Annotated in this window: 22 protein-coding genes and 1 riboswitch; of the genes, 14 read left to right on the plus strand and 8 right to left on the minus strand. The window is 61.3% G+C overall.

Going from position 1 to position 22,762, the window contains the following annotated elements; translation table 11 throughout:
- Window positions 1-145 precede the first annotated feature (145 nt).
- Window positions 146-754, minus strand: a complete 609-nt coding sequence (locus GUY40_RS25130) for an FMN-dependent NADH-azoreductase (protein WP_166571615.1) — start codon at window positions 752-754, stop codon at window positions 146-148.
- Window positions 755-886: 132 nt separating this feature from the next.
- Here GUY40_RS25130 and GUY40_RS25135 point away from each other — a divergent pair, with 132 nt between their 5' ends.
- Both GUY40_RS25135 and GUY40_RS25140 read left to right on the plus strand, forming a co-directional pair.
- Window positions 887-1,795, plus strand: coding sequence for a LysR substrate-binding domain-containing protein (locus tag GUY40_RS25135; RefSeq protein WP_166571616.1), 909 nt, complete (start codon window positions 887-889; stop codon window positions 1,793-1,795).
- On the plus strand, window positions 1,792-2,154 hold the full coding sequence (locus GUY40_RS25140) for an MmcQ/YjbR family DNA-binding protein (protein WP_166571617.1): 363 nt from the start codon (window positions 1,792-1,794) through the stop codon (window positions 2,152-2,154). The genes GUY40_RS25135 and GUY40_RS25140 overlap by 4 nt, the downstream gene beginning before the upstream one ends.
- Here the strand turns inward: GUY40_RS25140 and GUY40_RS25145 are convergent.
- Window positions 2,151-2,981: an undecaprenyl-diphosphate phosphatase gene (locus tag GUY40_RS25145; RefSeq protein WP_166571641.1), complete on the minus strand. Its 831-nt coding sequence runs from the start codon at window positions 2,979-2,981 to the stop codon at window positions 2,151-2,153. The genes GUY40_RS25140 and GUY40_RS25145 overlap by 4 nt on opposite strands.
- Before the next feature lie 645 nt (window positions 2,982-3,626).
- Between GUY40_RS25145 and GUY40_RS25150 the strand changes: the two genes are divergently transcribed.
- From GUY40_RS25150 to GUY40_RS25175, 6 genes are all read left to right on the plus strand, one after another.
- Window positions 3,627-4,022, plus strand: a complete 396-nt coding sequence (locus tag GUY40_RS25150; protein ID WP_256675862.1) for a hypothetical protein — start codon at window positions 3,627-3,629, stop codon at window positions 4,020-4,022.
- Between the two features lies 1 nt (window position 4,023).
- On the plus strand, window positions 4,024-4,596 hold the full coding sequence (locus GUY40_RS25155; protein WP_166571619.1) for an adhesin: 573 nt from the start codon (window positions 4,024-4,026) through the stop codon (window positions 4,594-4,596).
- A 58-nt stretch (window positions 4,597-4,654) separates the two neighbouring features.
- The gene (locus tag GUY40_RS25160) at window positions 4,655-5,629 is read left to right on the plus strand and encodes a heme utilization protein (protein WP_166571620.1); all 975 of its coding nucleotides are present in this window, start codon (window positions 4,655-4,657) and stop codon (window positions 5,627-5,629) included.
- 62 nt (window positions 5,630-5,691) lie between these two features.
- Entirely contained in the window at window positions 5,692-6,372 is a 681-nt protein-coding gene (locus tag GUY40_RS25165) for a C39 family peptidase (RefSeq protein WP_166571621.1), read from the plus strand.
- 33 nt (window positions 6,373-6,405) lie between these two features.
- Window positions 6,406-7,149, plus strand: a complete 744-nt coding sequence (locus GUY40_RS25170; RefSeq protein WP_166571622.1) for a hypothetical protein — start codon at window positions 6,406-6,408, stop codon at window positions 7,147-7,149.
- A 45-nt stretch (window positions 7,150-7,194) separates the two neighbouring features.
- Complete coding sequence (locus tag GUY40_RS25175; RefSeq protein WP_166571623.1) at window positions 7,195-8,481, plus strand: hypothetical protein; 1,287 nt, start codon at window positions 7,195-7,197, stop codon at window positions 8,479-8,481.
- Between the two features lie 129 nt (window positions 8,482-8,610).
- Here GUY40_RS25175 and GUY40_RS25180 read toward each other — a convergent pair whose 3' ends face one another.
- Window positions 8,611-9,936, minus strand: coding sequence for a sigma-54 dependent transcriptional regulator (locus GUY40_RS25180; protein ID WP_166571624.1), 1,326 nt, complete (start codon window positions 9,934-9,936; stop codon window positions 8,611-8,613).
- A gap of 320 nt (window positions 9,937-10,256) precedes the next feature.
- Here GUY40_RS25180 and GUY40_RS25185 point away from each other — a divergent pair, with 320 nt between their 5' ends.
- On the plus strand, window positions 10,257-10,520 hold the full coding sequence (locus GUY40_RS25185; protein ID WP_166571625.1) for a hypothetical protein: 264 nt from the start codon (window positions 10,257-10,259) through the stop codon (window positions 10,518-10,520).
- Between the two features lie 102 nt (window positions 10,521-10,622).
- Here the strand turns inward: GUY40_RS25185 and GUY40_RS25190 are convergent, their stop codons facing one another.
- From GUY40_RS25190 to GUY40_RS25210, 5 genes are all read right to left on the minus strand, one after another.
- Window positions 10,623-11,252, minus strand: a complete 630-nt coding sequence (locus tag GUY40_RS25190) for a VWA domain-containing protein (RefSeq protein WP_166571626.1) — start codon at window positions 11,250-11,252, stop codon at window positions 10,623-10,625.
- A 26-nt stretch (window positions 11,253-11,278) separates the two neighbouring features.
- Window positions 11,279-12,283, minus strand: coding sequence for an ATP-binding protein (locus tag GUY40_RS25195; protein WP_166571627.1), 1,005 nt, complete (start codon window positions 12,281-12,283; stop codon window positions 11,279-11,281).
- A gap of 13 nt (window positions 12,284-12,296) precedes the next feature.
- On the minus strand, window positions 12,297-16,067 hold the full coding sequence (gene cobN / locus GUY40_RS25200) for a cobaltochelatase subunit CobN (RefSeq protein WP_166571628.1): 3,771 nt from the start codon (window positions 16,065-16,067) through the stop codon (window positions 12,297-12,299).
- A gap of 3 nt (window positions 16,068-16,070) precedes the next feature.
- Complete coding sequence (cobW, locus tag GUY40_RS25205) at window positions 16,071-17,129, minus strand: cobalamin biosynthesis protein CobW (RefSeq protein WP_166571642.1); 1,059 nt, start codon at window positions 17,127-17,129, stop codon at window positions 16,071-16,073.
- 96 nt (window positions 17,130-17,225) lie between these two features.
- A riboswitch (cobalamin riboswitch) is annotated at window positions 17,226-17,420 on the minus strand.
- 40 nt (window positions 17,421-17,460) lie between these two features.
- A complete protein-coding gene (locus tag GUY40_RS25210) occupies window positions 17,461-18,684 on the minus strand; it encodes an MFS transporter (protein ID WP_166571629.1) in 1,224 nt (407 codons plus the stop codon).
- Between the two features lie 426 nt (window positions 18,685-19,110).
- Between GUY40_RS25210 and GUY40_RS25215 the strand changes: the two genes are divergently transcribed.
- The 5 genes from GUY40_RS25215 (at window position 19,111) to GUY40_RS25235 (ending at window position 22,703) form a co-directional block, all read left to right on the plus strand.
- Window positions 19,111-19,308, plus strand: a complete 198-nt coding sequence (locus tag GUY40_RS25215; protein ID WP_178117965.1) for a hypothetical protein — start codon at window positions 19,111-19,113, stop codon at window positions 19,306-19,308.
- 73 nt (window positions 19,309-19,381) lie between these two features.
- Complete coding sequence (locus GUY40_RS25220; protein WP_166571631.1) at window positions 19,382-20,062, plus strand: SOS response-associated peptidase; 681 nt, start codon at window positions 19,382-19,384, stop codon at window positions 20,060-20,062.
- 188 nt (window positions 20,063-20,250) lie between these two features.
- Window positions 20,251-21,315 (plus strand): bifunctional DNA-binding transcriptional regulator/O6-methylguanine-DNA methyltransferase Ada, encoded by a 1,065-nt coding sequence (gene ada, locus GUY40_RS25225; protein WP_166571632.1) that lies wholly within the window; start codon window positions 20,251-20,253, stop codon window positions 21,313-21,315.
- Between the two features lie 70 nt (window positions 21,316-21,385).
- Complete coding sequence (locus GUY40_RS25230; protein WP_166571633.1) at window positions 21,386-22,471, plus strand: GlxA family transcriptional regulator; 1,086 nt, start codon at window positions 21,386-21,388, stop codon at window positions 22,469-22,471.
- Window positions 22,472-22,526: 55 nt separating this feature from the next.
- Window positions 22,527-22,703: a hypothetical protein gene (locus GUY40_RS25235; RefSeq protein WP_166571614.1), complete on the plus strand. Its 177-nt coding sequence runs from the start codon at window positions 22,527-22,529 to the stop codon at window positions 22,701-22,703.
- The last annotated feature ends 59 nt before the right edge of the window (window positions 22,704-22,762 follow it).

Below are 22,762 nucleotides of genomic sequence, written 5' to 3' on the forward strand. Positions count from 1 at the left end.
GATCGTCGGGCATCGATTCTCATCGGGGCGCGGGGGTGACAACCCCCACTCAGACGCCGGATAGATGAAAGCAAGCCAACCACGCATCAACACCAGTATTGCAGAAAAGGGGGTAACCATAGATGTAGGAGCCTGGCTTGCGCGATCAGGCCGCCGCAAACTGCTCGCTGATCTGCGCCTGCGCATCGCTCATGGCCTTGGTACGCATGTCGTCACCGTAAGCCAGACCGTGGGCACGAACGATTTCAACGTCGGTGATGCCGATGAACGCCAGGAACACCTTGAGGAATTCTTCATGGCCAACACCCGTCGGTTGCCCTGCATGCAGGCCGCCGGAGGTGGAGACGATCACGACTTTCTTGCCACCGCACAGGCCTTCAGGACCCGCTTCGGTGTAACGGAAGGTCTTGCCGGCGACGGCGATGCGGTCGATCCAGGCCTTGAGCTGGGTCGGCACGCTGAAGTTATACATCGGCGCGGCAATCACCACGGCGTCGGCGTCCAGGAATTCCTGCAGGGTGTCGGCGCTCAGTTTGGCTTCGTGCTGTTGCGCCGCATCGCGCAGTTCATCAGGCGTACCGGCCGCCACCAGGGTGGCGGCGGAAAAATGGCTCAGGGCATCCGCGGCGAGGTCGCGGTAAGTCACCTGCACGGCAGGCTCGGCGACTTGCCAGGCATCCACCACGCTGCGGCTCAGTTGGCGCGAGGCCGAGTTGTCGCCGAGGATGCTGGAATCGATATGCAACAGTTTCATAATGAGTCTCCTGAGAGTGGGATCGCAGTGGCGGCGATCAAGCTGGAGACAATCCTACCTAACCTATCAATGAATGATTAGTCGGCATAAATGCGTTAGTTTGTCCTATAGATAGGACAATCGAGATCCGACATGCAAGACCTCAACGACCTCTATTATTTTGCCAAGGTGGTGGAGGCCGACGGCTTTGCCGCGGCAGGCCGGCTGCTGGGCATCCCCAAGTCGCGGCTTTCGCGGCGCATCGCCGAGCTGGAAGAGCGCTTGGGCGCGCGGCTGCTGCAACGCACCACGCGGCAACTGAAGCTGACCGCCGTGGGTGAACGTTACCTGCGCCATTGCCAGGCCATGCTGCTGGAGGCGGAAATGGCCGACGAAGCCGTCGCCAGCATGGCCAGTGAGCCACGCGGCCGGCTGCGGGTGTCCTGCCCGGTCGGGCTGGCCCACGAACTGCTGCCGCCGGCCATCAGCAGCTTTCTGACCGCCTACCCGCACGTGCAACTGGAGATGGTATTGCTCAACCGCCGGGTTGACCTGATCACCGAAGGCATCGATGTGGCCTTGCGGGTACGTGAACGGGGCGATGAAGACCCGATGTTGGTCACCAAGCGCCTGCGCCAGGCGAGAACGATTCTGGTGGCATCGCCCGACTTTATCGCCAAACACCCGATCAACAGCCCCGATGACCTGGCGTCAGTGCCTGTGCTGGGCGCCCTTGAAGCCGATCGCATGGTGCACCTGAGCATGCTCGACGCACAGGGCAACAAACGCGAGCTGGCCCTGGAAGCCCGGCTCGGCATCGATGATTTCGTGGTGCGCAAGGCAGCAACGGTGGCTGGCCTGGGCTTTACTCTGTTGCCGATCATGTATTGCGAAGAGGCGCTGGCCAGCGGCGAGCTGGTGCATGTGTTGCCGGACTGGTCGATGCCCGGCGGCTGGCTGCAGGCGGTGTACCCGCATCGACGCGGCATCTCGCCGGCGGTACGGGCCTGGATCGATCACCTGGAAGAGATGTTCAAAGGCTGTGGGGAGCGATTTGTATGAAGCAGGGACAGTCACTGAGCGAGCAGGAAGTGGTCGAGCTGTGCCTGAGCTTGCCGGGCGCGCGCGAGGACTATAAATGGGGCGGGATTCGGGTATTTTCGGTGGCGGGCAACAAGATGTTCGCTGTGCTCGACCTGGCGGGTGCCGGCCTGTCGTTCAAGGTCGATAGCGAGTTGTTTCTCGGTTACGTCGACCGCCCGGGCGTGCGCCCGGCGCCGTATCTGGCGCGGGCGTACTGGATCAGCCTGCAACCGCCCTACCCGCTGGCGCGGGCGGAGCTGGCCGACCTGCTGGAGCGCTCGCATCAGTTGGTGGTCAACCGCTTGCCGAAGCGACTGCAGGTCGGCTTGAAGCGTTAACCCTGGGCAGTTGCCCAGTTGACCCAGCCGAAGTACCAGGTCGCCAGAATCAGCAGACCGAAGGCAATCCGGTACCAGGCAAACACCGCATAGCTGTGGTTGGCGATGAACTTGAGCAGGCCCCGCACGGCGATCATGGCGAAAATGAACGACGTCACGAAACCGATCGCAAACACCGGGAAATCGGCCGGCTGGAACAGCTCACGGTATTTGTAGCCCGAGTACACCGCCGCACCGACCATGGTCGGCATGGCCAGGAAGAACGAGAACTCGGTCGCTGCCTTGCGCGACAGGCCGAACAGCAGGCCGCCGATGATGGTCGAGCCGGAACGCGAGGTTCCCGGAATCATCGCCAGGCACTGCACCAGGCCGATTTTAAGGGCGTCGGTCCAGCGCATGTCGTCGACGTGATCAACGCGAATCTCGTGCTTGCGCTGTTCAGCCCAGAGCATGATCACGCCGCCTACCACCAGCGCCATGGCCACAGTGATCGGATTGAACAGGTAATGGTGAATCAGGTCGGCGAACAAAACGCCCAGTACCACCGCCGGCAAGAACGCCACCAGCAGGTTGACGGTGAAACGCTGCGCTGTGCGCTGGGTCGGCAAACCTACGACGACGTCGAGGATCGTGCGTCGAAACTCCCATACCACCGCCAGAATCGCACCCAACTGGATGATGATGTTGAAGGCCATGGCCCGTTCGCCACCGAAGCCGATCATGTCGGCCACGATAATCTGGTGGCCGGTACTGGAGATCGGAAGAAATTCCGTCAAGCCTTCGACAATACCGAGAATCAATGCCTGTATGGCGGTCCAAAAATCCATCATTCCCCCATGAAGTCATGCTCCAAGCATGCCCCTTTTCAAATGTTTAACGCGCCCCCTGTAGGAGCCAGGCTTGCCTGCGATGGGCTGCGAAGCAGACCCCGGGGCCGCTGCGCGCCCCATCGCAGGCGAGCCTGGCTCCTACAGGGGTTGTAAGCAACCATTTCGCGGCCGGAATGCTAACAGACCTGTCTGGCAAACGCTGCGGTCTGTTCCGTGCGTTGGTGCACATTTCATGTTGCAGCACAGGTGACTCGACGCGCAGGCCTGAAACTGGCAAGTGTCCATTCCTGATACACAGCCTGAGGTGCAAACCCTTGAAATTGCGGGGCTGTGTTGCAGCTCAACCGAACTGTTAACAGGCTGATACACCCTCCCACTCCAGCCGGCGATGAGCGGCGTCAGGGGGTTGACGCCGTTTGCCCGGAAAAACCGTCTCAACGGCGATACAGTATTTTTTGACATCATCCGTCTAAAAACCCAACCCCTTGATTCCTCTGTTAAAACAAAAAGCGGCACAGCTCATGCTCTTGCTTAGTCATCGCTGAACAAGACCAGCGCACAGAAGAAGGAATTGCCGTCGTGGGGACTCTAATTAAAGGCGTGTTTCGCCTCCTGCTGATCGGATGTGCAACCAGTTCATCATTGAGCTTGCCAGTTCAGGCAGCCGGCGACGGCCTGGTGGTCCTGCAACGAGACGTACAGCCACGGGTCGCAACACGTCCATCCCAGTTTCCTGACCAGAACCCCAAGAGCGTCAACACCAATGCCGCCGAGCGGATCAAAAGCGTCACCACCAACGGCGAATTGAGCGACGGCGACTTTGCCGGCATCAACACCGGCGCCACCATCAGCCGCATGATCATGCCCGATGGCACTCACCTTCACGGCCTGAACAACGGGCCGTCACAACTGCCAGGCATGTCGGCCGGGCACGGCGGTGGCGGCGGCGGCGGCGGCACCAACAGTATCGCCAACTCCGTCAACTCCAACGTCAGCAAAGGCATGGGTGCGTTGAACATCCTGACCCAGGGGCGCTGAGATGAAAATGACTCTCTTGCTGGTGTCGATGTTCGGCAGCACCTGCGCCCTGGCGGCCAGCCCTGTGATCGACAACGCAATCATCAATGCCTCCGGCCAGAACTACCTGGGCAACACCGCAATCAACCAGGCCGCCGGCGACCTGCAACAACAGAGCAACAGCCGGGCGATCGCCATCGGCACTCATGCCAAGGCCACGACCCTGGATCGGCAAAGCATCAATGCCCAGGTCGATCTGCTTCGTGATGCCAGCTCGTCGATTCAAGGCAACTCTTTTACAAATGGCAGCGGCGTGATCGGGGTCAACCAGACCTCCGGGGCTGCCAACCAGCAAGTCAACGCCATGCGGATCGGCATCAGTGCCGGCCCGCAAGGCATCGATGACAGCGTCCTCGATCAACAGAACGTGGCGCTGCTCAAAAGCTCCGACGCAACTGATCCCACACCAGGCAGCCGCCAGGTCACTACCAGTGACCAGGCCTTCACCGGCAGCCGTGGCTTGATCCAGTTGAATCAGAGCGCCGGGGTGGGGAACCGAACGGCTAACACCCTGAGCGTACGGGTCGCAGACTGACCCGATTGGCACACAACACAACACTTGACAAACCAAAAATAAAGCACGGAGATACACCATGAAACCTACAATGGCACTCAAGCCTCTGGTTTTCGCTCTCGCTGCGGTCATGGCTGTTGCTGTACAAGCTGGTGATGGTGGCAAAGACAATAAAGACAAACACCGCTGGGATAAAAAGCACCACAGCCCACTGTGGGGCCTGCTGATCAGCGCCGGCGCAACCGCCAACGTGAACGACTACCAGTCGAGCAGTGGCAACTGGGTGCTCAACGAGGCCACCCAAAACGAAGCCGAAATGTCGTACTCGGCTGGCGGCGCCAATGGCAACCTGGGCGCCAACGTTGCAGCCGGTAGCGGCAACCAGCAAGACAATGTCGCCGCCATCGCTACCGCCGATGAACACTTCGTGTTTGGTACTTCCTACGCCTCTGCGCATTCGAATCAATACAGTGACTACAACCATGTAGACAACCACTCCTCCTCCAACACCGCGACCCTGGCTGGCTCCGGAGGTGGCAGCTCGGGCAACATTGGCATCAACGTCGCCGCCGGTGACTTCAACCAACAGAAAAACAACCTGGCCATCGCCGTGTCCGGCGGCCGCGTCGCCAACGCATACGCAGGCGCCTCGCAAACCTCCAGCGGCAACACCGTCAACAACTATGCTGATCGCACCTACAAAACCGACACCCTGTATGGCACCTTCTACGCTCGCGGCCACTATGAAGGTTACGGCGTAGGCTATGTTGAAGACGATGACTACAAAAAAGGCGGGAAGAAGGGCTACAACGATCACAAGGTCGACAAAGACAAGCTGAAATTCCGCGAAGAAGGAACCATTAGCCTGGCTGGCCACTTCTCTTACCAAGTCCGGACTCCGCATGGCTGGGCCAACCCTGTGACCAACACCGCTACCATGACCGGCTCGCTCAATCACGTATCGGGCAACGTCGGTGCCAACGTGGCGGCAGGTTCGGGCAACCAACAAGCCAACTCGCTGTCCATCGCCGCAGGCTGCCGCACCTGCATGTAACAACAACGTGTGACAAGGCCCCCTGCGGGGGGCCTTTTTCACCGCCGTCATGGAGTGACCACATGCGTCTTTCGGCCCTTGCATTGATGCTCTGCCTGACTGGCCCAACCTGGGCTGCGCAAATGTCGCTGCCTGCCCTCCCCGGCGGCAATGTCATTTACAAACAGGTTCAGAGTCTGCGTGAGCGCCGGTTTGCCGACCTGGTGCAACAGAAGACCGATTTCAGCTGTGGCGCCGCCGCACTCGCCACGATCTTGCGTCAGGCTTACTGGCTGGACGTGAACGAAGAAGACCTCATCAAGGGCATGCTCGCGTACTCCGCTCATGACCAGGTCCAGGTCCAGGGCTTCTCCATGCTCGACATGAAGCGCTACGTGGAAAGCATCGGCATGCGTGCCCGTGGCTACCGCATTCCGCCCGAAAGTCTGGAAAGCGTGAACATTCCGGTGGTGGTGTTGATGGACGTGCGCGGCTACAAGCATTTCGTGGTGCTGCAACGCACCGAGAAAGACTGGGTTTACATAGGCGACCCTGTTCTGGGTCACAAACGCTACAGTATCGACGATTTTGTCAAAGGCTGGAACGGTATCGTCTTTGCGGTCATCGGACCCGGTTACGACAAGGCCAATGCCCTGCTCGACCCGCCGATCCCCCTGAGCGCCAAGAATCGCATCAACACGTTCAGCCCGGTAAAAGACGCAGAGTTGATGGAGTTCGGGTTCCTCCAAAGCGACTTCTTCTAATGACAAGAGCGCACGAAACCCCAGGAGCAAGCAATGAAAACTTCGTACTGGTTGGTAGCCGCCTGCCTGGCCGCCAGCCTGCCCGTCCAGGCACAAGGCTTCAAACCGATTGAAATCGAAGACCAGGAACTGTCGACCCTGCGCGGTCGTTATGTGATGCCTGGCCGGATCATCAGCTTCGGCATCGTCATGAGCAGCACCTGGCAGAACGCCAACGGTGACGTGATCGGTGCTTCGACAACCCTGCAAATTCAACAGTCGACCATCAAGCCACAGTTTTATGTCTCGTTGGTCGATACCAGAGGCAGCGGCACCTCTACCGCCCAGGGCTACGGCAGCGTAACCGGTGGCGCGGGCCTGTCGGCGACTCAGGGTGTAACCCAGTCGGTGCGGGCTGCAGGTGACTACAACAGCGCCTATAACAACGTCGAATTAAATGTAAGAGAAAGCGCCCAGGCGCCGCAAATGGACGTGCCGCATGGCCAGGTGCTGGCCGCAGGTTACACCATTACCGGTTCCAACGGCGCTGGCTCACTGAGCGTGTCGCACAACGGCAGCGGTATCTCGATGGGGATTCAGGCCAACAATAACCAGGGGCATTCGGCCCAGCGTCTGGCCCAGGGTGGCCTGGTGCAGGCTACGACGCTTCTGGGCGGCGGTAATGCCGTCAACAACATGACCCAACTCAATGTCGTCCTGCGTGACAACCTCCCGTCTGTAGGAGCTTTGGACTGCAACCTTGACCAACTGAAGGGCCTTCGCACATTCGGATATTGATCTACGCTCAGTCTCATCAATGCAGTCAGAAGGGACGGCTCACCCATGCACCGATCGTTTACGTTCAATGCTGTCGTTTGCTTAAGCACCCTGGTCCCGGCAACCTTGCTTCAAGCCGCAACGGACCCCCAGGTTGACGCTTTGAAACAGGAACTAATGGAGCTCAAACAGCGATACGAAGTGCAACAGAACGCCCTGATGGTCCTTGAGCAACGTGTCCGTCAGGTCGAGGAAACACCCACTACTCCACCCCCCAATCGCTTGACCAAGACACCCGCCTCCCCCAACCGCAACAACAACGTTGCGTTGGCTGGGGGCAGTGCGCCGACCGGCTCTTCCTATGGCCAATCGCTGCAGGAAGACTCGCAACCGGCCCAGAGCGTGTCCAACCTCTATGATGAAGCCAGCGGCTTCTTCGGCGGCGGCAAGTTCAGCGTTGAAACCGGCTTGACCTACAGCCGTTACAACACCAATCAACTGGCGTTGAACGGTTTTCTGGCACTGGACTCGATTTTCCTGGGCAACATCAACGTTGACGAGATCAAGTCCGACACCTGGACCCTTGACCTCACCGCACGCTACAACCTGGCTCAACGCTGGCAGTTCGATGTGAACGCGCCCGTTGTGTACCGCGAATCCACCTATCAATCGGCCGGCGCCAGCGGCGGTTCCAGCTCTACTTTCTCGGAAGAAACCGTGACCCGCGACCCGACCATCGGCGACGTCAACGTCGGGGTGGCGTACAAGTTCCTGGATGAATCGGCTAACTGGCCGGATGCGGTCTTCACCCTGCGCGTCAAGGCTCCGACCGGCAAAGACCCCTATGGCATCAAACTGTTCCAGCCTGACCCTGACAACAGCAACCTGACCATTCCTGAAGAGCTGCCAACCGGCAACGGCGTCTGGTCCATCACCCCTGGCCTGTCACTGGTCAAGACCTTCGACCCGGCGGTGCTGTTCGGCAGTATTTCCTACACCCATAACCTGAAGGACTCCTTCAGCGACATCAGTGCCTCGCAAGGGGTGAAACAAGGCGGCGAGGTCGAACTGGGCGACAGCTTCCAGATTGGTGCCGGTATCGCGTTTGCGCTTAACGAGAAGATGAGTATGTCGTTCTCGTTTTCCGACATGGTCATGCGCAAGAGCAAGGTCAAGCCTGATGGTGGCGATTGGTCCACGGTCCAGGGCAGCGATGCCAACGCCGGCTATTTCAACATCGGCATGACGATCGCCGCTTCCGATAGCCTGACCATCGTCCCCAACCTGGGCATCGGCTTGACCGACGACGCCCCGGACTTCACCTTCAGCCTGAAATTTCCGTACTACTTCTAACCACCTTGGGGCCGCTTTGCGGCCCATCGCGGCCAGGTCCGCTCCTACATCAAATATATGCCCAATGCGGAAATTTGATGTGGGAGCGGACCTGGCCGCGATGGGCTGCGAAGCAGCCCCGGTTTTCGTTCAGCGGATCTGGTGCTTATGCAGTAACCGATAGAACGTCGGCCGCGACACGCCCAGCACCTTGGCGGCAATACTCAGGTTGTCGCTGTGGCGGTTAAGTACATCGCACAGTGCCTGGCGTTCGGCCCGGTGCTTGTAGTCTTCCAGGGTGCCCATCGGGGCGACGATCGCCAAGTGGCTTTCCAGGCCCAGATCCCGCGCCTCGATCTGCCGGCCCTCGGCCAGCACCAAACCGCGCCGCACGCGGTTGGCCAGCTCCCTGACATTACCCGGCCAATCATGCTTGCCCATCGCAACCAGCGCATCCTCACTGAAGCTGCGCGGCCGTCGGCCGGTTTCCAGACTGTAGAAATGGGCGAAATGGTTGGCCAGCATCGAGAGGTCGCCGTGCCGTTCACGCAGGGGCGCAGTGACCACCTGCAGAACGTTGAGCCGGTAATACAAGTCTTCCCGGAAGCGTCCGGTGGTGATGGCCGATTCGAGGTCAACGTGGGTGGCCGCAAGCACCCGCACATCCACCGCAATAGGCTGGCTGCCGCCCACCCGCTCGATGTGCTTTTCCTGCAGGAATCGCAGCAGGTTGGCTTGCAACTCCAGTGGCAGGTCGCCGATTTCGTCGAGAAACAAGGTCCCGCCATGGGCCGCTTCGATCCGCCCGACCTTGCGTTGATGAGCGCCGGTAAAGGCGCCCTTTTCATGGCCGAACAACTCGGACTGAATCAGGTGCTCGGGGATCGCCCCGCAGTTGATTGCCACAAAGGGCTTGGCATGGCGCTGGGACTGGCGATGCAGGGTTCGCGCCACCAGCTCCTTGCCAGTGCCGCTTTCGCCGCGGATCAGTACCGGTGACTCAGTGGGTGCCAACTTGCTCAGCAGCTTGCGCAGCTCTCGAATCGGTCGGCTGTCGCCCAGCAGTTCATGGGCGTCCTCCTCGACATAAATCGAGCCCTTGCCGCGCAATCGCGCCATGCCAAAGGCACGACCCAAGGTCACCTGGACCCGGGAGACGTCAAACGGCAAGGTATGAAAGTCAAAAAACCATTCACAGACAAAGTCGCCGACATTCTGCACCCGCAGCACTTCCTGATTGAGCACGGCGATCCATTCGGTGCCGCTGCGGCTAATCAAGTCCTTGACCGCTTCAGGGCGATCAAGGTGTTCGGGCTGCAAACGCAACAGGCCGACATCACAACGGCGTTCTGCCGCGCCGTCAAGGGTACAGCTGTCGACTTCCCAACCTACAGTGCGCAAACCCGGCAACAATTGATGGCAGTCATCGCAAGGATCGACGATCAGCAGACGACGGGTAGGTGCTATATCGAGCATGACCGTTCCTTGGCGCCAATTATTGGAAAAATGTTTGAAAACAGTAGTTTGGCGGGCCTGTTCGTAACAGTAGCAATGAACTTGGCGCGGCCCACTACCGTTGGTCTGCCCATGAGACACTTTGTCACCGAGGTTGGGAATTTCCTTTTCAATTCAACGTCTGAGGTAACGCCGCGAATGGCAGTAAAAAAAAATTTAAAAAACTTTCGTTATTGTGTGACTCGATGCACCATCAGCGACATCAGTACAAGTAACTCACCGCACACGGTAGTGCGGTGGTTCCACCACATGTTTGGGCCCACCAGAGAGAACTGAAACCCATGAACGCCCCGCTCCGTATCAACGAAGCACTACTGATTGCAGGCCACGCATTTGAACCCTTCCAGTGCGTCGCCTGGCAAGCTGCCGTCGGCAGCGAGTTGAGCCTTCGGGTCCTCGACAAGACCAACAATCCCTTGGGCTCCAAACAGATCTCCAGCAGCACGTATTCCGACCCTGTACAACTGGCCAGTCTGATCGAAGAAGTACGCGCTGAACTCAGTGGTAAAGGCTATGACCTGAAAAACTGGTCCATGCCAAAATAAGTACCGTCAATTGCACGGCGGCGCATTATGCGCCGCCCTTATTAAGCCCTGCCCCTCTTATATATAAAGCCCACCGGCAGCCTGACGATTAATAAGTTAATGTTACAGGCTATCCAGATGCCGGTAATCTGCCAGCAACTGTTCCGCCAGCTGGCGAGCCCGGCCCAGACGAATCGGGCCACTTTCAATATCCACGACCACCGTTGGGCAACCCAGTGATTGCAGGGTCTGCCACGCTTTGATGCGCCCATCGGTCAGCACAATGCAGCGGCGCTGTTCAGTGCCATGGCTTTTCTGTCGAATGCACAACCACTCCCGCGCCTGCTCCAGGGCCTCAATCAGCGGCGTGCCACCGCCCGCCCCCAGGCCGTCAAGCCAGGGCCGCAGCGCCGCTGACGCTTTCAAGCCGTGACGTTGCCACTGCGGTTGCCTGCCACTGGCGGTCAGCAGCGCCAGCCGTGCACGGCTGCGGTAAGCCAGGTCAAACAACTGCACCAGCAAGCCTTTGGCCTGGCTCAGCGCCTGATGACGTCGGGTGGACGCCGAAGCGTCGACAATCACCAACCACAGCTGTTGCGGGGCGGCCTTGCGGGTGCGCCAACGCAGGTCCGCTGCGCATCGCGGGCGCCCGCCGAACAAGGTCGCCAGCCAATCCACCGAGCCTTCGCGAGCCGCGCGAGCGCGGCCATGGGCACCTTTGTCGAGTTGGCCTACGCGGGGTCTGGCATCCATCCCACGCGTGATGCGCGGGTGGATGCTCAGGGCTTTTTTGGCCAGGTCGGCACGTCGCGGCGAGCGCCGATGGCGACCGGTTGAGGCGGCAATTCACCCCATTGGCCCTGGGCGGATTCGGCCTGTTCTGGCTGCTGCGCGCTCGGTGCCTGGCCACTGCTGCGCGGCGGTTGCACAGCCGGTTCGCGGCGGCGATGGCGCAAGGCGAATTCGGCCACCGCCTCAATATCCTCGGCTTCGATCGCCTGCGCCGTACGCCAGGCAGCATGCGCCCGGGCGGCCCGCAACCAGACCAGGTCAGCACGCAGGCCATCGACCCCGGCGGCGAAACAACGGCCGGTGATGTGCTCCAGCGCCTGGTCGTCCAGGGCAATGCCTTGCAAGCGCTCGCGGGCCGTCTGGCAGCGTTCGCGCAGTGCCTGCTGGGCCGGCAACCATTGCGCGCAGAAGCCTTCGGGGTCGCTGTCAAACGCCAGCCGGCGCCGGATAATCTGCCCACGGGCCTCCGGCTGGGGCTGGCTGTCCAGAGCCACATTCAAACCGAAACGGTCGAGCAGTTGCGGGCGCAACTCGCCTTCTTCCGGGTTCATGGTGCCGATCAGTACAAAACGGGCGCTGTGCCGGTGCGAGATGCCGTCACGCTCGATGCGGTTGACGCCGCTGGCGGCCACGTCCAGCAGCAAGTCCACCAAGTGGTCCGGCAGCAGGTTGACCTCGTCCACGTACAAGACGCCACCATCGGCCTTGGCCAGCACGCCCGGGGAAAACTGCGCACGCCCCTGACCCAGCGCTGCGTCAAGGTCGAGGGTGCCGACCAGCCGCTCTTCGGTCGCGCCCAAGGGCAAGGTCACAAACTGCCCGCTTGCCAGCAAATCGGCCAAGCCCCGCGCCAGAGTGCTCTTGGCCATGCCGCGCGGGCCTTCAATCAGCACGCCGCCGATTTTCGGGTCGATGGCCGTCAGGCACAGCGCCAGCTTCAAGTCGTCGGCGCCAACCACGGCGGCCAGGGGGAAATGCGGCAGTTCGTTCATTGCAGGGTCTCGTTCAGGCATCTTCTTCGCTGTCCAGCAACACATCTTCCAGCGCCTGGCGGTAGTCGCCCGGCGCCTGCCACAAGCCCCGTTGCTGGGCTTCGAGCAGACGTTCGGTGATATCGCGCAGGGCGTGCGGGTTGTGTTGCTGGATAAACGCCCGGGTATCGGTGTCGAGCACGTAGGCATCGGCCAACAGTGCGTAATGGTGATCGTCAATCAAATGCGTGGTGGCGTCGAAGGCGAACAGGTTATCGACGGTGGCAGCCAGCTCAAAGGCACCTTTATAGCCATGGCGCTTGATGCCCTCGATCCACTTGGGATTGACGGCACGGGCGCGCACTACCCGGTTGAGTTCTTCTTTGAGAGTGCGCACGCGCGGCACATCCGGTTGGCTGTGATCGCCGTGGTAGCTGGCGGCGGGGCCGCTGCCCAGGCTCTCGGCGGCGGCGAGCATGCCGCCCTGGAACTGATAGTAGTCGTTGGAGTCGAGCAGGTCGTGCTCGCGGTTGTCCTGGTTCTGCACCACCGCCTGGACCTGACTCAGGCGGCGCGCGAAAGGCGCACGCGCGGGCGTGCCTTCATCAGCGCCGCCATAAGCATAACCGCCCCAGTTCAGGTAGACCTCGGCCAAATCCTCGCGGCTGTGCCAGAGCCTGCCATCGATGGCGTTCTGCACCCCCGCGCCATAGGCCCCGGGCTTGGCACCGAAAACCCGCCAGCCGGCCTGGCGTGCGGCCTGCTCGGCAGTCAAACCCTCGGCGAGCAGTTGTTCGCGCTCCTGCCGGACCCTGGCCGCCAGCGGGTTCATATCGTCGGGCTCATCCAGCGCGGCCACCGCCTGCACCGCCGCATCGAACAGCCGTATCAGGTTGGCGAAGGCATCACGGAAGAACCCCGAAACCCGCAAGGTGACATCCACCCGTGGCCGATCGAGCAGGCTCAAGGGCAGGATTTCAAAGTCATCGACGCGCTGGCTGCCCGTTGCCCAGACCGGCCGCACGCCCATCAGCGCCATGGCCTGGGCGATGTCATCACCGCCGGTGCGCATGGTCGCCGTGCCCCACACCGACAGCCCGAGCTGGCGCAGGTAATCGCCGTGGTCTTGCAGATGGCGTTCAAGAATCAGGTTGGCGGAGGCAAAGCCGATCCGCCAGGCGGTGGCCGTGGGCAGGTTACGCACGTCCACGGTAAAGAAGTTGCGGCCAGTGGGCAGCACATCAAGACGCCCGCGGCTCGGTGCGCCACTGGGCCCGGCGGGCACGAAGCGCCCTTCAAGGGCCGCCAGCAGACCGCCGATTTCCGCCGGGCCGCAGGCATCCAGGCGCGGTGCGACGGTGGCCTGCAAGCCCTGGATAATCTCGCGTACCGGGCTCCAGTGTTCGCCTTCCGGGATAACCGCTTCAGCGGCCACGGCCTGCTCGATCAGCCGCGTCGCAAAACCCTCCAGACGCTCGCGGGTGTCGCCCGCTGTACGCCAGAGTCCATCGTCCAGCGCTTGCAGGGCGTCTGGCTGCGGCCCGCTCCAGGGCGCGCCCAGGTCACAGTCGAGCGGGTCGATACCCAGTTCGAACGCCGTGGCCAGCGCGCGCAACAGGCTGGCATGCGGGCCACGGCCGTCGCCGCGAGGCACCCGCAGCAGCGCCAGCAAGGTGTCGATGCGCAGCCGGCCCGTGGGCGATTCGCCGAACACGTGCAGGCCGTCACGAATCTGCGATTCCTTGAGGTCACACAGGTAGGTGTCCAGGCGCGGCAGCCAGATCGCCGCATCAGCGTCGCTGTCCAGGTCGCCTTCCAGCGCCAGTTCGCGGTCGATATGGGTCTCGCGCACCAGCGCCAGAATATCGCGCTGCAGGGCGCGGGCGCGCCGTGGGTCAAGCAGCTGGGCTTCGTAATACTCGTCGGCGAGCAGTTCAAGGTCACGCAACGGCCCGTAGGTTTCGGCGCGAGTCAGCGGCGGCATCAGGTGGTCGATGATCACCGCCTGGGTCCGGCGCTTGGCCTGGGCGCCCTCGCCCGGGTCATTGACGATAAAGGGATAGATATTGGGCATCGGCCCCAGCAACGCATCCGGCCAGCATTCGGCGGACAGGCCGACACCCTTGCCCGGCAGCCATTCAAGGTTGCCGTGCTTGCCGACATGAATCAGCGCGTCGGCGCCGAAACTGTGGCGCAACCAGAAATAGAACGCCAGGTAGCCGTGCGGCGGGACCAGTTCGGGGTCGTGATAGACCGCGCTGGGGTCGACTTGATAACCGCGTGCCGGCTGGATGCCGACGAAGGTCAGGCCAAAACGCAGGCCGGCGACCATCATTCGGCCGCTGCGAAACATCGGGTCGTGCTGCGGCTCGCCCCAACGCTGGCGCACGACGTCCTGATTGGCCTGGGGCAAGCGGGCGAACGCGGCCAGGTAGTCTTCCAGTGCCATGCTCTGGGCGCAGGGGCGCTGGTCGAGGCTGTCCAGATCATTGCTGACGCCACCGAGCAAGGCCTGGATCAGCGCGGTGCCGCTGTCGGGCAAGGCGCTGAGGGGGTAACCCTCGGCCTGCAGGGCGCTCAGGATATTCAGTGCCGCGGCCGGGGTGTCGAGGCCGACGCCGTTACCGATGCGGCCATCGCGGGTCGGGTAATTGGCCAGCACCAGCGCCACGCGCTTCTGGGCGTTGGGCAGGCGCGCAAGCTCGGCCCAGCGACGGGCCAGCTCGGCGACAAAGTCCATGCGCTCGGGGTGCGCGCGGTAGCAGACCACGTCCGACTGGCTGCGCTCGCTGCGCCAGGCCAGGTCCTTGAAACTGATCGGCCGGCTGATGATGCGCCCGTCCAGCTCCGGCAAGGCGATGTGCATCGCCAGGTCGCGAGGGCCCAATCCTTGCTCGCTCGCTTCCCAGCCGGGTTGGTTGTCTTGCGCGCAGATGGCTTGAATCACCGGAATATCGCGGCGAAACGGCCGCACATGCGGGGCTTCCGGGCTCGACTGGGCGAAACCGGTGGTATTGAGGATAACCGCGGCGTCGACTTCGTCCAGCCAGTCCTCGACCTGCGCCAGGCAGCCCGGTTCCTTGAGGCTGGCGACGGCAATCGGCAGCGGATTGAGCCCGGCCAGTTGCAGTCGCTGGCAAAACACATCGACAAACGCGGTGTTGGCCGCCTGCAGGTGCGAGCGATAGAACACCAGCGGTACCACCGGCTGGTCGGCCCGCCAGTCGCGGCGCCAATCGTCCAGCTGCGCCCGGGCGTGGGCCGGGTGATACAGCGCGGTGCGCGGCAACACTTCGGGCTCGCCCCAGGGATAGTCGCGGCCCAGCCAACGGCTGGCCAGGCAGCGATACAAATTCAGGGCATTGGCCTTGCCGCCCTGGCGCAAAAAGTGCCAGAGCCGCTCGGCGTCTGCCGGTTCAACGCTACTCAGTTCCGTCAGTTCCGGGTCTGGGCGGTCGTCGCCCGGCACCAGAATCAGCTGCACGCCACGCTGACTGAGCTCCACCAGCTGCTGGACACCGTAGCGCCAGTAACCGACCCCACCGTGCAACGACACCAGGATCACCTTGGCGTGGCGCAACACCTGGTCCACATACAGGTCGACCGAGGCATGATTCTGCACCTGCATCGGGTTGGCCAGGCGCAGGCTGGGGAAGTCGTCCGGCAGCTGCTGGGCGGTTTCGGCCAGCAGTGCCAGATGCGAATCACCGCTGCAGAGAATGACCAGCTCGGCAGGCGTCTGGCCGAGGTCGGCAATGCTGTCGTCCGGCACAAAGCCGCCGGGCTGGGTCCGCAGCAGGTGCATGGGTCAGACCAGCGCGGCGCGCAGTTGCTGTTCGATCAGCGCGGCATCGAGCTGCTGACCGATCAACACCAGGCGAGTGACGCGGGTTTCGTCGGCGCGCCAGGCGCGGTCGAAGTGCTTGTCAAAGCGCGTACCCACGCCCTGGATAAGCAGGCGCATCGGCTTGCCGGCAACCGCCGCGAAGCCTTTGACGCGCAGGATGCTGTGCTCGACCACCAGCGTGGTCAGGGCATCGAGCAGCTGGCTTTCGTCCGACTGCGGCACGTCGATGGAAATAGAGTCGAAGGCATCGTGGTCGTGATCGTCTTCTTCATGGTCGTGATGATCGTGGTGGGTGCGGCGGCCATCGATATGCGCTTCCGACTCGGCGCCCAGGCCCAGCAGCACGTCCAGCGGCAGGCGACCGCTGCTGGCTTCGACGACTTTGACCGCCGGCGGCAGTTCTTCGGCGACTTCGGCACGCACGGCCGCCAGGGCTTCCGGGGCGATCAGGTCAGCCTTGTTGAGGATGACCAGGTCGGCGCTGGCCAGTTGGTCGGCGAACAGTTCGTGCAGCGGGGACTCATGGTCCAGGTTCGGGTCGAGCTTGCGCTGGGCGTCGACCTGGTCCGGGAAGGCGGCGAAGGTACCGGCAGCCACGGCCGGGCTGTCGACCACGGTAATCACCGCATCGACGGTGCAGGCATTGCGGATTTCCGGCCACTGGAAAGCCTGGACCAGCGGCTTGGGCAGCGCCAGGCCCGAGGTTTCAATCAGGATATGGTCCAGGTCGCCACGACGCTCGACCAGTTCACGCATCACCGGGAAGAACTCTTCCTGCACGGTGCAGCACAGGCAGCCGTTGGCCAGCTCGTAGACGCGACCGTTGGCCTCTTCTTCGCTGCAGCCAATGCTGCACTGCTTGAGGATCTCGCCGTCGATGCCCAGTTCGCCAAATTCATTGACGATCACGGCAATGCGCCGGCCCTGGGCGTTGTCGAGCATGTGGCGCAGCAAGGTGGTCTTGCCCGAGCCGAGGAAGCCGGTAACGATGGTGACGGGGAGTTTAGCCAGTGTTTTCATGTCGATGCCCTTGGCAGGAATGGCGGGCATGCAGGACGAGAACCGCGCGTGCCGGGCACGCGGGCGCGTTCGCCACCGGATCACCCCGCCCGGTTGTAGTGAGAAGCTGTCCGAGGCAGGTCTCCTGGCTTGCGGCATGCCGTTCATTGGCGGTCAAGGCGCCTTCCCGCGCATGCGCAGTGGCCTTGCCCTAACCCTTGCCGCTTACAGTTGCGGGGGCAGCCGCGGCATTGACCGCGTTCCCGTCTTAGCTGCGACCTGGGCCGCAGAACCTCGAGGGTGCAAGGCTACGCAGTGCGTTGAGGGAGGTCAATGTCCTACATCCAAAAGTCTATTTACGACCGCGGGGCCTGATGAGTAAATTACTTAGTCTAGACAGATTGGGCTTGAGGAAATAAAAGTCGATAACCGTCAGCATCAAACCAACTCCCAACCCTATCAAGATCACAATCAATGCAAGGCCAGCCCCACCAAAAACCAACATCGAAGTTGCCAAGGGCATTACAGTCAATATCGCTAAATTATTAAACGTTTCGGCAATAGCTAAAACGACTCCTTTGTCTGGCCCTGCTCTTGCCGCCAGCACAACTGTGCTCAAGGGTGCTCCAGCGCCCAGTGCAGCGCCCCAAAATAATAAACACACAATCGATCCCCAAATAGCGAGTTCCAAAACCATAAAAATGGAAACAGCAGGAATCAACAAAGCACTGACAAGAACAAGTACTCCTTCCTCTCGACCACACACTTTTCGAAGCGGGCCTGCAGTCAAGTTCCCGAGGCCCAACCCGACACCAAAAGCCACCACCGTCAAACCTACTTCGGCAGGACCAAAACCATATCGTTGCCGAAGAACTTCACCGGAAAGGAGGAAGGCAGAAATGCTTGTTCCATTCCACGCTGCCTTTGCCAAAACAGGTCTCAGCACAAACCACTTACGAAACCCATCAAACGTGGGCTTCTTGGCCGTGGACGGGGGCGACTGTAACGGAAGATAATAAAATCCAACGACACACGTTAATAGACATCCCACAGAACTGAGCAAAAATGGCGCACGCCAATCGAGAATATCTGTGAGTACTCCAGCCAACGCCGGCCCACATGAAATTCCGACAGTCATACCCAGCATGACGACCCCCATGGCCCCAGCCTGACTATAAAGGGGGACAAGATCAGACAGTAATGAGAATACTGTTGGAATGAGTGCCGCCGACGCAATTCCACCGAAAACCCGGAACATAATGGCGACCTCCAACGTTGGCGTATATATTACTGCAAGCCCATCCACTGCAAAAAACAACAACGCCAGCAGCAACAACTTACGTTTATTCGTTCGATCTGAAAAATAACCAAACAGGGGCGCCGCCAAAGCGTAGGAAAGTGCGTAGCTAGACACTAGCCATGAAGCACCTACCGACGTGGTCTCAAACGCCACAGCAAGGGGCGAGAGCATAGACGAGAGCATAAATTCAGTAAATCCAACGAAGAATACTGTCACCGAAAGGACCAAAAGAAGTGAGCGGCCTCTATAGGCCGTCGCCGAAATATATTTGCTCATCCAGGCTCCATACAGTGTGTGCCGATCTTCCATCATGGGAGAGCGTGCAAAAGATTTTTCGGGAGAGAGTTGTGAGTGAGCAGAGTCGTTTGTTGGGCTTTACATGGAGAAGGCGAAAAATACTAGACGTCAAGCATCCCGGGGCCAAGGTCATGATAGTCGACCGGTTTTGTAGGATACTTCTACTAACATATTGCTGATGACAGGAATCAGCACTGCAGATTGCTACCAAGTCCTGTAGCCGCTGCCGCGGGCGCCGATGCGGTCTCAAGGCCCTGCGCTCGCTTCGCGGTCCTTCGCAGGCTGACGGCAGCGGCTACAGGGTTTGTGTCGACAATGAAATATTTTCCACCCCCCATCAAACACGGCAACAAAAACAAGGTCTTAGCACCACGCACGATGATCGACGTGCTTGAGGAGAAGACCGTGTTGACCCATTTGCCCAAGTTTGCCCTGGTGGCACTGTTGTTGAGCCTGTCCGGGTGCTATCACCACCATTACGATGACCGCGATGACGGCTGGCGCGACCGTGATCATCGCCATTCGCGCGATTATGATCGCGATGACCGGGATGACCGCCGCGACCGTGACCGTGACCGTGACGATCGTCGCTATTACCGTTGAGCGTGTTGCCTGGACGCCGTCCCGGTCTTACTGTGTAAGCCGGCGATCAGCCCGGCACACCAGGGTGACGGCCATGTGCGGCAGACTTTCCCAATACCGGGGCATCCACGATTTCGTCGATGCCCTGAGCATGCCCAACGCGCTGGTCAATACCGTCGGCGATGAGCCATTGAATCGCTACAACCTGCCGCCGACGAGCATGGCGGCCGTGCTGCGCTGTGAGGGCGTGCATCTGCTCGCCGCCGATGTGCGCTGGGGCTGGAAGCCGAACTGGGACAAGGGCACCGCCCGGCGCATCAATGCCCGGGTCGAGAAAGTCGCCCACGGCCCCTATTTCCGCCAGATCTGGCCACACCGGGCACTGGCCGCCATCGACGGCTGGTTCGAGTGGGTGGCCGACCCCGATGACCCGAAGCATAAACAGCCTTACCTGATTCGCCTGAAAAACGGCGAGCCGATCTTCTGTGCCAGCATTGGCCAGTTCAGCCCGCCCCACGCGGAGCCTGCGGCCGACGATGGCTTCGTCATCCTGACCGCCGACGCCGAGGGCGGCATGGTCGATATTCATGACCGTCGCCCGGTCGTGCTGGCCCCGGATCTGGCCGAGGAATGGCTGAGCCATGACACGCCCAAGGAGCGTGCGGAAGAAATTGCCCTGTTACAGGGCTGCCCGGTGCAGTGCTTTGAATGGTTCAAGGTCGATAAGGCGGTGGGGAATGTGCGTAATGGTGGCCCTTGGCGGCCATTGGAGTAAGCCCTTACCTCAGAAGTTTAAGGTTTGTGTTGGTTGTGCTGGCCTCTTCGCAGGCAAGCCTTGCTCCTACAATGTGGGAGCCGGGCTTGCCTGCGATGAGGCCCGGGAATTCAATCGCAAGTCCCGGAGTGTTATCCGGACAAGGTAAGCTCAGACTGACGCCACCTCAGTGCTTTCAGGACAGGCCCATGAAACCCGCCCCCCGCCTCCCCATCAGCGCCAGCGACCCGCGCTGGCAAGCCATTCTGGCCCGTGACCCAGGCGCCGACGGGCAATTCGTCTATGGGGTACGAACCACCGGGGTCTACTGCCACCCCAGCAGCGCCTCGCGCCTGCCCCGGCTTGAGAATGTCGAGTTCTTCGACAGCGCCGAGCAGGCCCAGGCCGCCGGCTACCGTCCCAGTCGGCGAGCCGGCGGCGACCAGAGCAGCCTTGCCCGCCAGCATGCGGCGCTGGTGACCGCTGCCTGCCAGATCATCGAGGCCTCGGAGCCGGCGCCAGGGCTCAACGCCCTGGCCGAGCGGCTGGGCATGAGCCCGTATCACTTTCACCGGGTCTTCAAGGCCTCCACCGGGCTGACGCCGAAGGCCTACGCCAGCGCACACCGGGCACGCAAGCTGCGTGAGCGGCTCAAGCACGGCAATACGGTGACCGAGGCGCTGTACGACGCTGGCTTCAATTCCAACAGCCGCTTCTATGAGTCATCCGCTGATGTGCTCGGCATGAAGCCCGGCGACTATCGCGCTGGCGGCGCCAACACCGATATCCGCTTCGCGGTCGGTGAGTGCTCGCTGGGGGCGATTCTGGTGGCGCAAAGCAGCCGTGGCATCTGCGCGATCCTGCTGGGCGACGACCCGGGCGCGCTGGTGCACCAGCTGCAGGACAAATTCCCCAAGGCGCATTTTATCGGTGGCGACCCAGCTTTCGAGCAACGGGTGGCGCAAGTGGTGGGCTTTGTCGAAGCACCTGCCATTGGCCTGGACCTGCCGCTGGACCTGCGCGGCACCGCGTTTCAGGAGCGGGTCTGGCAAGCGCTGCGCGAAATTCCGGTGGGCAAGACCGTCAGCTACGCCGAAATCGCCGCCCTGATCGGCGCGCCGACATCGTATCGCGCGGTGGCACAGGCCTGTGGCGCCAATAACCTGGCAGTGGCCATTCCCTGTCATCGGGTGGTGCGCAGCGACGGCGATCTGTCGGGTTATCGCTGGGGCGTGGAGCGTAAACGGCAGCTACTGGAGCGCGAGTCGAGCTGATGCCCGACTCGCCAGATTCACGCTAATCGGGCAGCATGGGTGATCCGCTTTTTTCGCTTCAGGAATTACCATGCGAACCTCGTTCGAGAGCCTGCTGAAAACCAAGAACATGGCTCATCTGGGTGGGCCTCAGCCCGGTCAACCCGCCAAGGCACAGCGCGTCGCCTTTTTGTTGTTGGACCACTTTTCGATGATGGCTTTCACCGGTGCGGTGGATGCGCTGGTCACCGCCAACCTGATGAGCCCGTCGCCGCTCTATCAGGTCCAGGTGGTCAGCGTCAGCGGCCAGCGCGCCCTCAGTGACCTGGGCATTGAAGTGGCCACCGACTGCAACCTTGAACACTTTGATGACCATGCGCTGGACATGCTGGTGGTCTGTGGCGGCTACCGGGTCAAGCTGCAGTCCTCGGCGCTGATCCGCAGTCGACTGAAATCGGCGGCCAGCCATGCCCAGATGCTGGGCGGGCTGTGGAACGGCGCGTATTTCCTCGCCGAGGCCGGCCTGCTCGACGGTTATCAGTGCGCCTTTCACCCCGATGGCCGGGCGGTAATGAGCGAGGACTTCCCGCGCACCCAGTTGTCGTCGCGCTCGTTCGTGGTAGACCGCGACCGCATGAGCTGCGCCGGGGCCAACAGTTCGCTGGGGATGATGCTGGAGGTGGTGCGGCGCAGTTTCGGCGATGGCTTTGTCAGCGCCATCGATGAAGTGCTGGGCTGCGACAAGTTGCAAGAGGTGCTGGACGTCTCGGTGGTGGCCATCGACCGCAACCCCACCCTGCCCCAGGCGCTCAAGCTCACCCTGGAGTTGATGAGCAGCAATATCGACGAACCGCTGAGCATGGACGAGATTGCCCGCTGCGCCGACATCTCGCGCCGGCACCTGGAGCGGCTGTTCATGCGCCACATGAATGCCTCGCCGACCCGTTACTACATGGAACTGCGCATGACCCGGGCGCGCCAGTTGCTGCTGCAGACCAACAAGAGCATGGCCGAGATTGCGGTGGCCACCGGCTTTGTCAGCATCGCCCACTTTCAGCGCTGTTTTCGCGAGTTTTTCCAGGTCGCGCCGGGGCGCTTGCGCAAAAGCGCCCAGGCCAGGCTGCAGACATGGGTAAATTCGCCAGTTCCCGTAGGAAATGAATCCGACGACCATTGATCGCTCAGAGATCCTGACTACAGTAAGCAGAGGCCTACTTATGCAGGATTGCACCATGAACATGGAAGCTGAACGTCGACACCGAGGTTGGTTATGGGCCTACAGGAAAATCCGGGGGCTGGATTGCTCGGTTATCACGGCCTTTTACCGGGCCACGCTGTTTGTCTGGCGTGGCGATACCGGGTCGTTCACCAGCGATCGTAGCTGGCAGAAGATTCGTATCAAACGCTGAGTCCCTTAGACGCATCGCGGGCAAGCCTTGCTCCCACAACGGCCTCCATAGCCATGGAA

The sequence above is a fragment of the Pseudomonas sp. R5(2019) genome, assembly GCF_009905435.1.
In the GTDB taxonomy this organism is placed as follows: domain Bacteria; phylum Pseudomonadota; class Gammaproteobacteria; order Pseudomonadales; family Pseudomonadaceae; genus Aquipseudomonas.

Excerpts from the sequence above, each read along its gene's own strand:
- GUY40_RS25230 (WP_166571633.1), top strand. The coding sequence starts at position 21,386 with ATGCGAACCTCGTTCGAGAGCCTGCTGAAAACCAAGAACATGGCTCAT.
- GUY40_RS25195 (WP_166571627.1), bottom strand. The coding sequence starts at position 12,283 with ATGAACGAACTGCCGCATTTCCCCCTGGCCGCCGTGGTTGGCGCCGAC.
- GUY40_RS25170 (WP_166571622.1), top strand. The coding sequence starts at position 6,406 with ATGAAAACTTCGTACTGGTTGGTAGCCGCCTGCCTGGCCGCCAGCCTG.
- GUY40_RS25235 (WP_166571614.1), top strand. The coding sequence starts at position 22,527 with ATGAACATGGAAGCTGAACGTCGACACCGAGGTTGGTTATGGGCCTAC.
- GUY40_RS25190 (WP_166571626.1), bottom strand. The coding sequence starts at position 11,252 with ATGGATGCCAGACCCCGCGTAGGCCAACTCGACAAAGGTGCCCATGGC.
- GUY40_RS25180 (WP_166571624.1), bottom strand. The coding sequence starts at position 9,936 with ATGCTCGATATAGCACCTACCCGTCGTCTGCTGATCGTCGATCCTTGC.
- GUY40_RS25130 (WP_166571615.1), bottom strand. The coding sequence starts at position 754 with ATGAAACTGTTGCATATCGATTCCAGCATCCTCGGCGACAACTCGGCC.
- cobN (WP_166571628.1), bottom strand. The coding sequence starts at position 16,067 with ATGCACCTGCTGCGGACCCAGCCCGGCGGCTTTGTGCCGGACGACAGC.
- GUY40_RS25145 (WP_166571641.1), bottom strand. The coding sequence starts at position 2,981 with ATGGATTTTTGGACCGCCATACAGGCATTGATTCTCGGTATTGTCGAA.
- ada (WP_166571632.1), top strand. The coding sequence starts at position 20,251 with ATGAAACCCGCCCCCCGCCTCCCCATCAGCGCCAGCGACCCGCGCTGG.
- cobW (WP_166571642.1), bottom strand. The coding sequence starts at position 17,129 with ATGAAAACACTGGCTAAACTCCCCGTCACCATCGTTACCGGCTTCCTC.
- GUY40_RS25220 (WP_166571631.1), top strand. The coding sequence starts at position 19,382 with ATGTGCGGCAGACTTTCCCAATACCGGGGCATCCACGATTTCGTCGAT.
- GUY40_RS25160 (WP_166571620.1), top strand. The coding sequence starts at position 4,655 with ATGAAACCTACAATGGCACTCAAGCCTCTGGTTTTCGCTCTCGCTGCG.
- GUY40_RS25175 (WP_166571623.1), top strand. The coding sequence starts at position 7,195 with ATGCACCGATCGTTTACGTTCAATGCTGTCGTTTGCTTAAGCACCCTG.
- GUY40_RS25165 (WP_166571621.1), top strand. The coding sequence starts at position 5,692 with ATGCGTCTTTCGGCCCTTGCATTGATGCTCTGCCTGACTGGCCCAACC.
- GUY40_RS25135 (WP_166571616.1), top strand. The coding sequence starts at position 887 with ATGCAAGACCTCAACGACCTCTATTATTTTGCCAAGGTGGTGGAGGCC.
- GUY40_RS25140 (WP_166571617.1), top strand. The coding sequence starts at position 1,792 with ATGAAGCAGGGACAGTCACTGAGCGAGCAGGAAGTGGTCGAGCTGTGC.
- GUY40_RS25155 (WP_166571619.1), top strand. The coding sequence starts at position 4,024 with ATGAAAATGACTCTCTTGCTGGTGTCGATGTTCGGCAGCACCTGCGCC.
- GUY40_RS25210 (WP_166571629.1), bottom strand. The coding sequence starts at position 18,684 with ATGAGCAAATATATTTCGGCGACGGCCTATAGAGGCCGCTCACTTCTT.
- GUY40_RS25185 (WP_166571625.1), top strand. The coding sequence starts at position 10,257 with ATGAACGCCCCGCTCCGTATCAACGAAGCACTACTGATTGCAGGCCAC.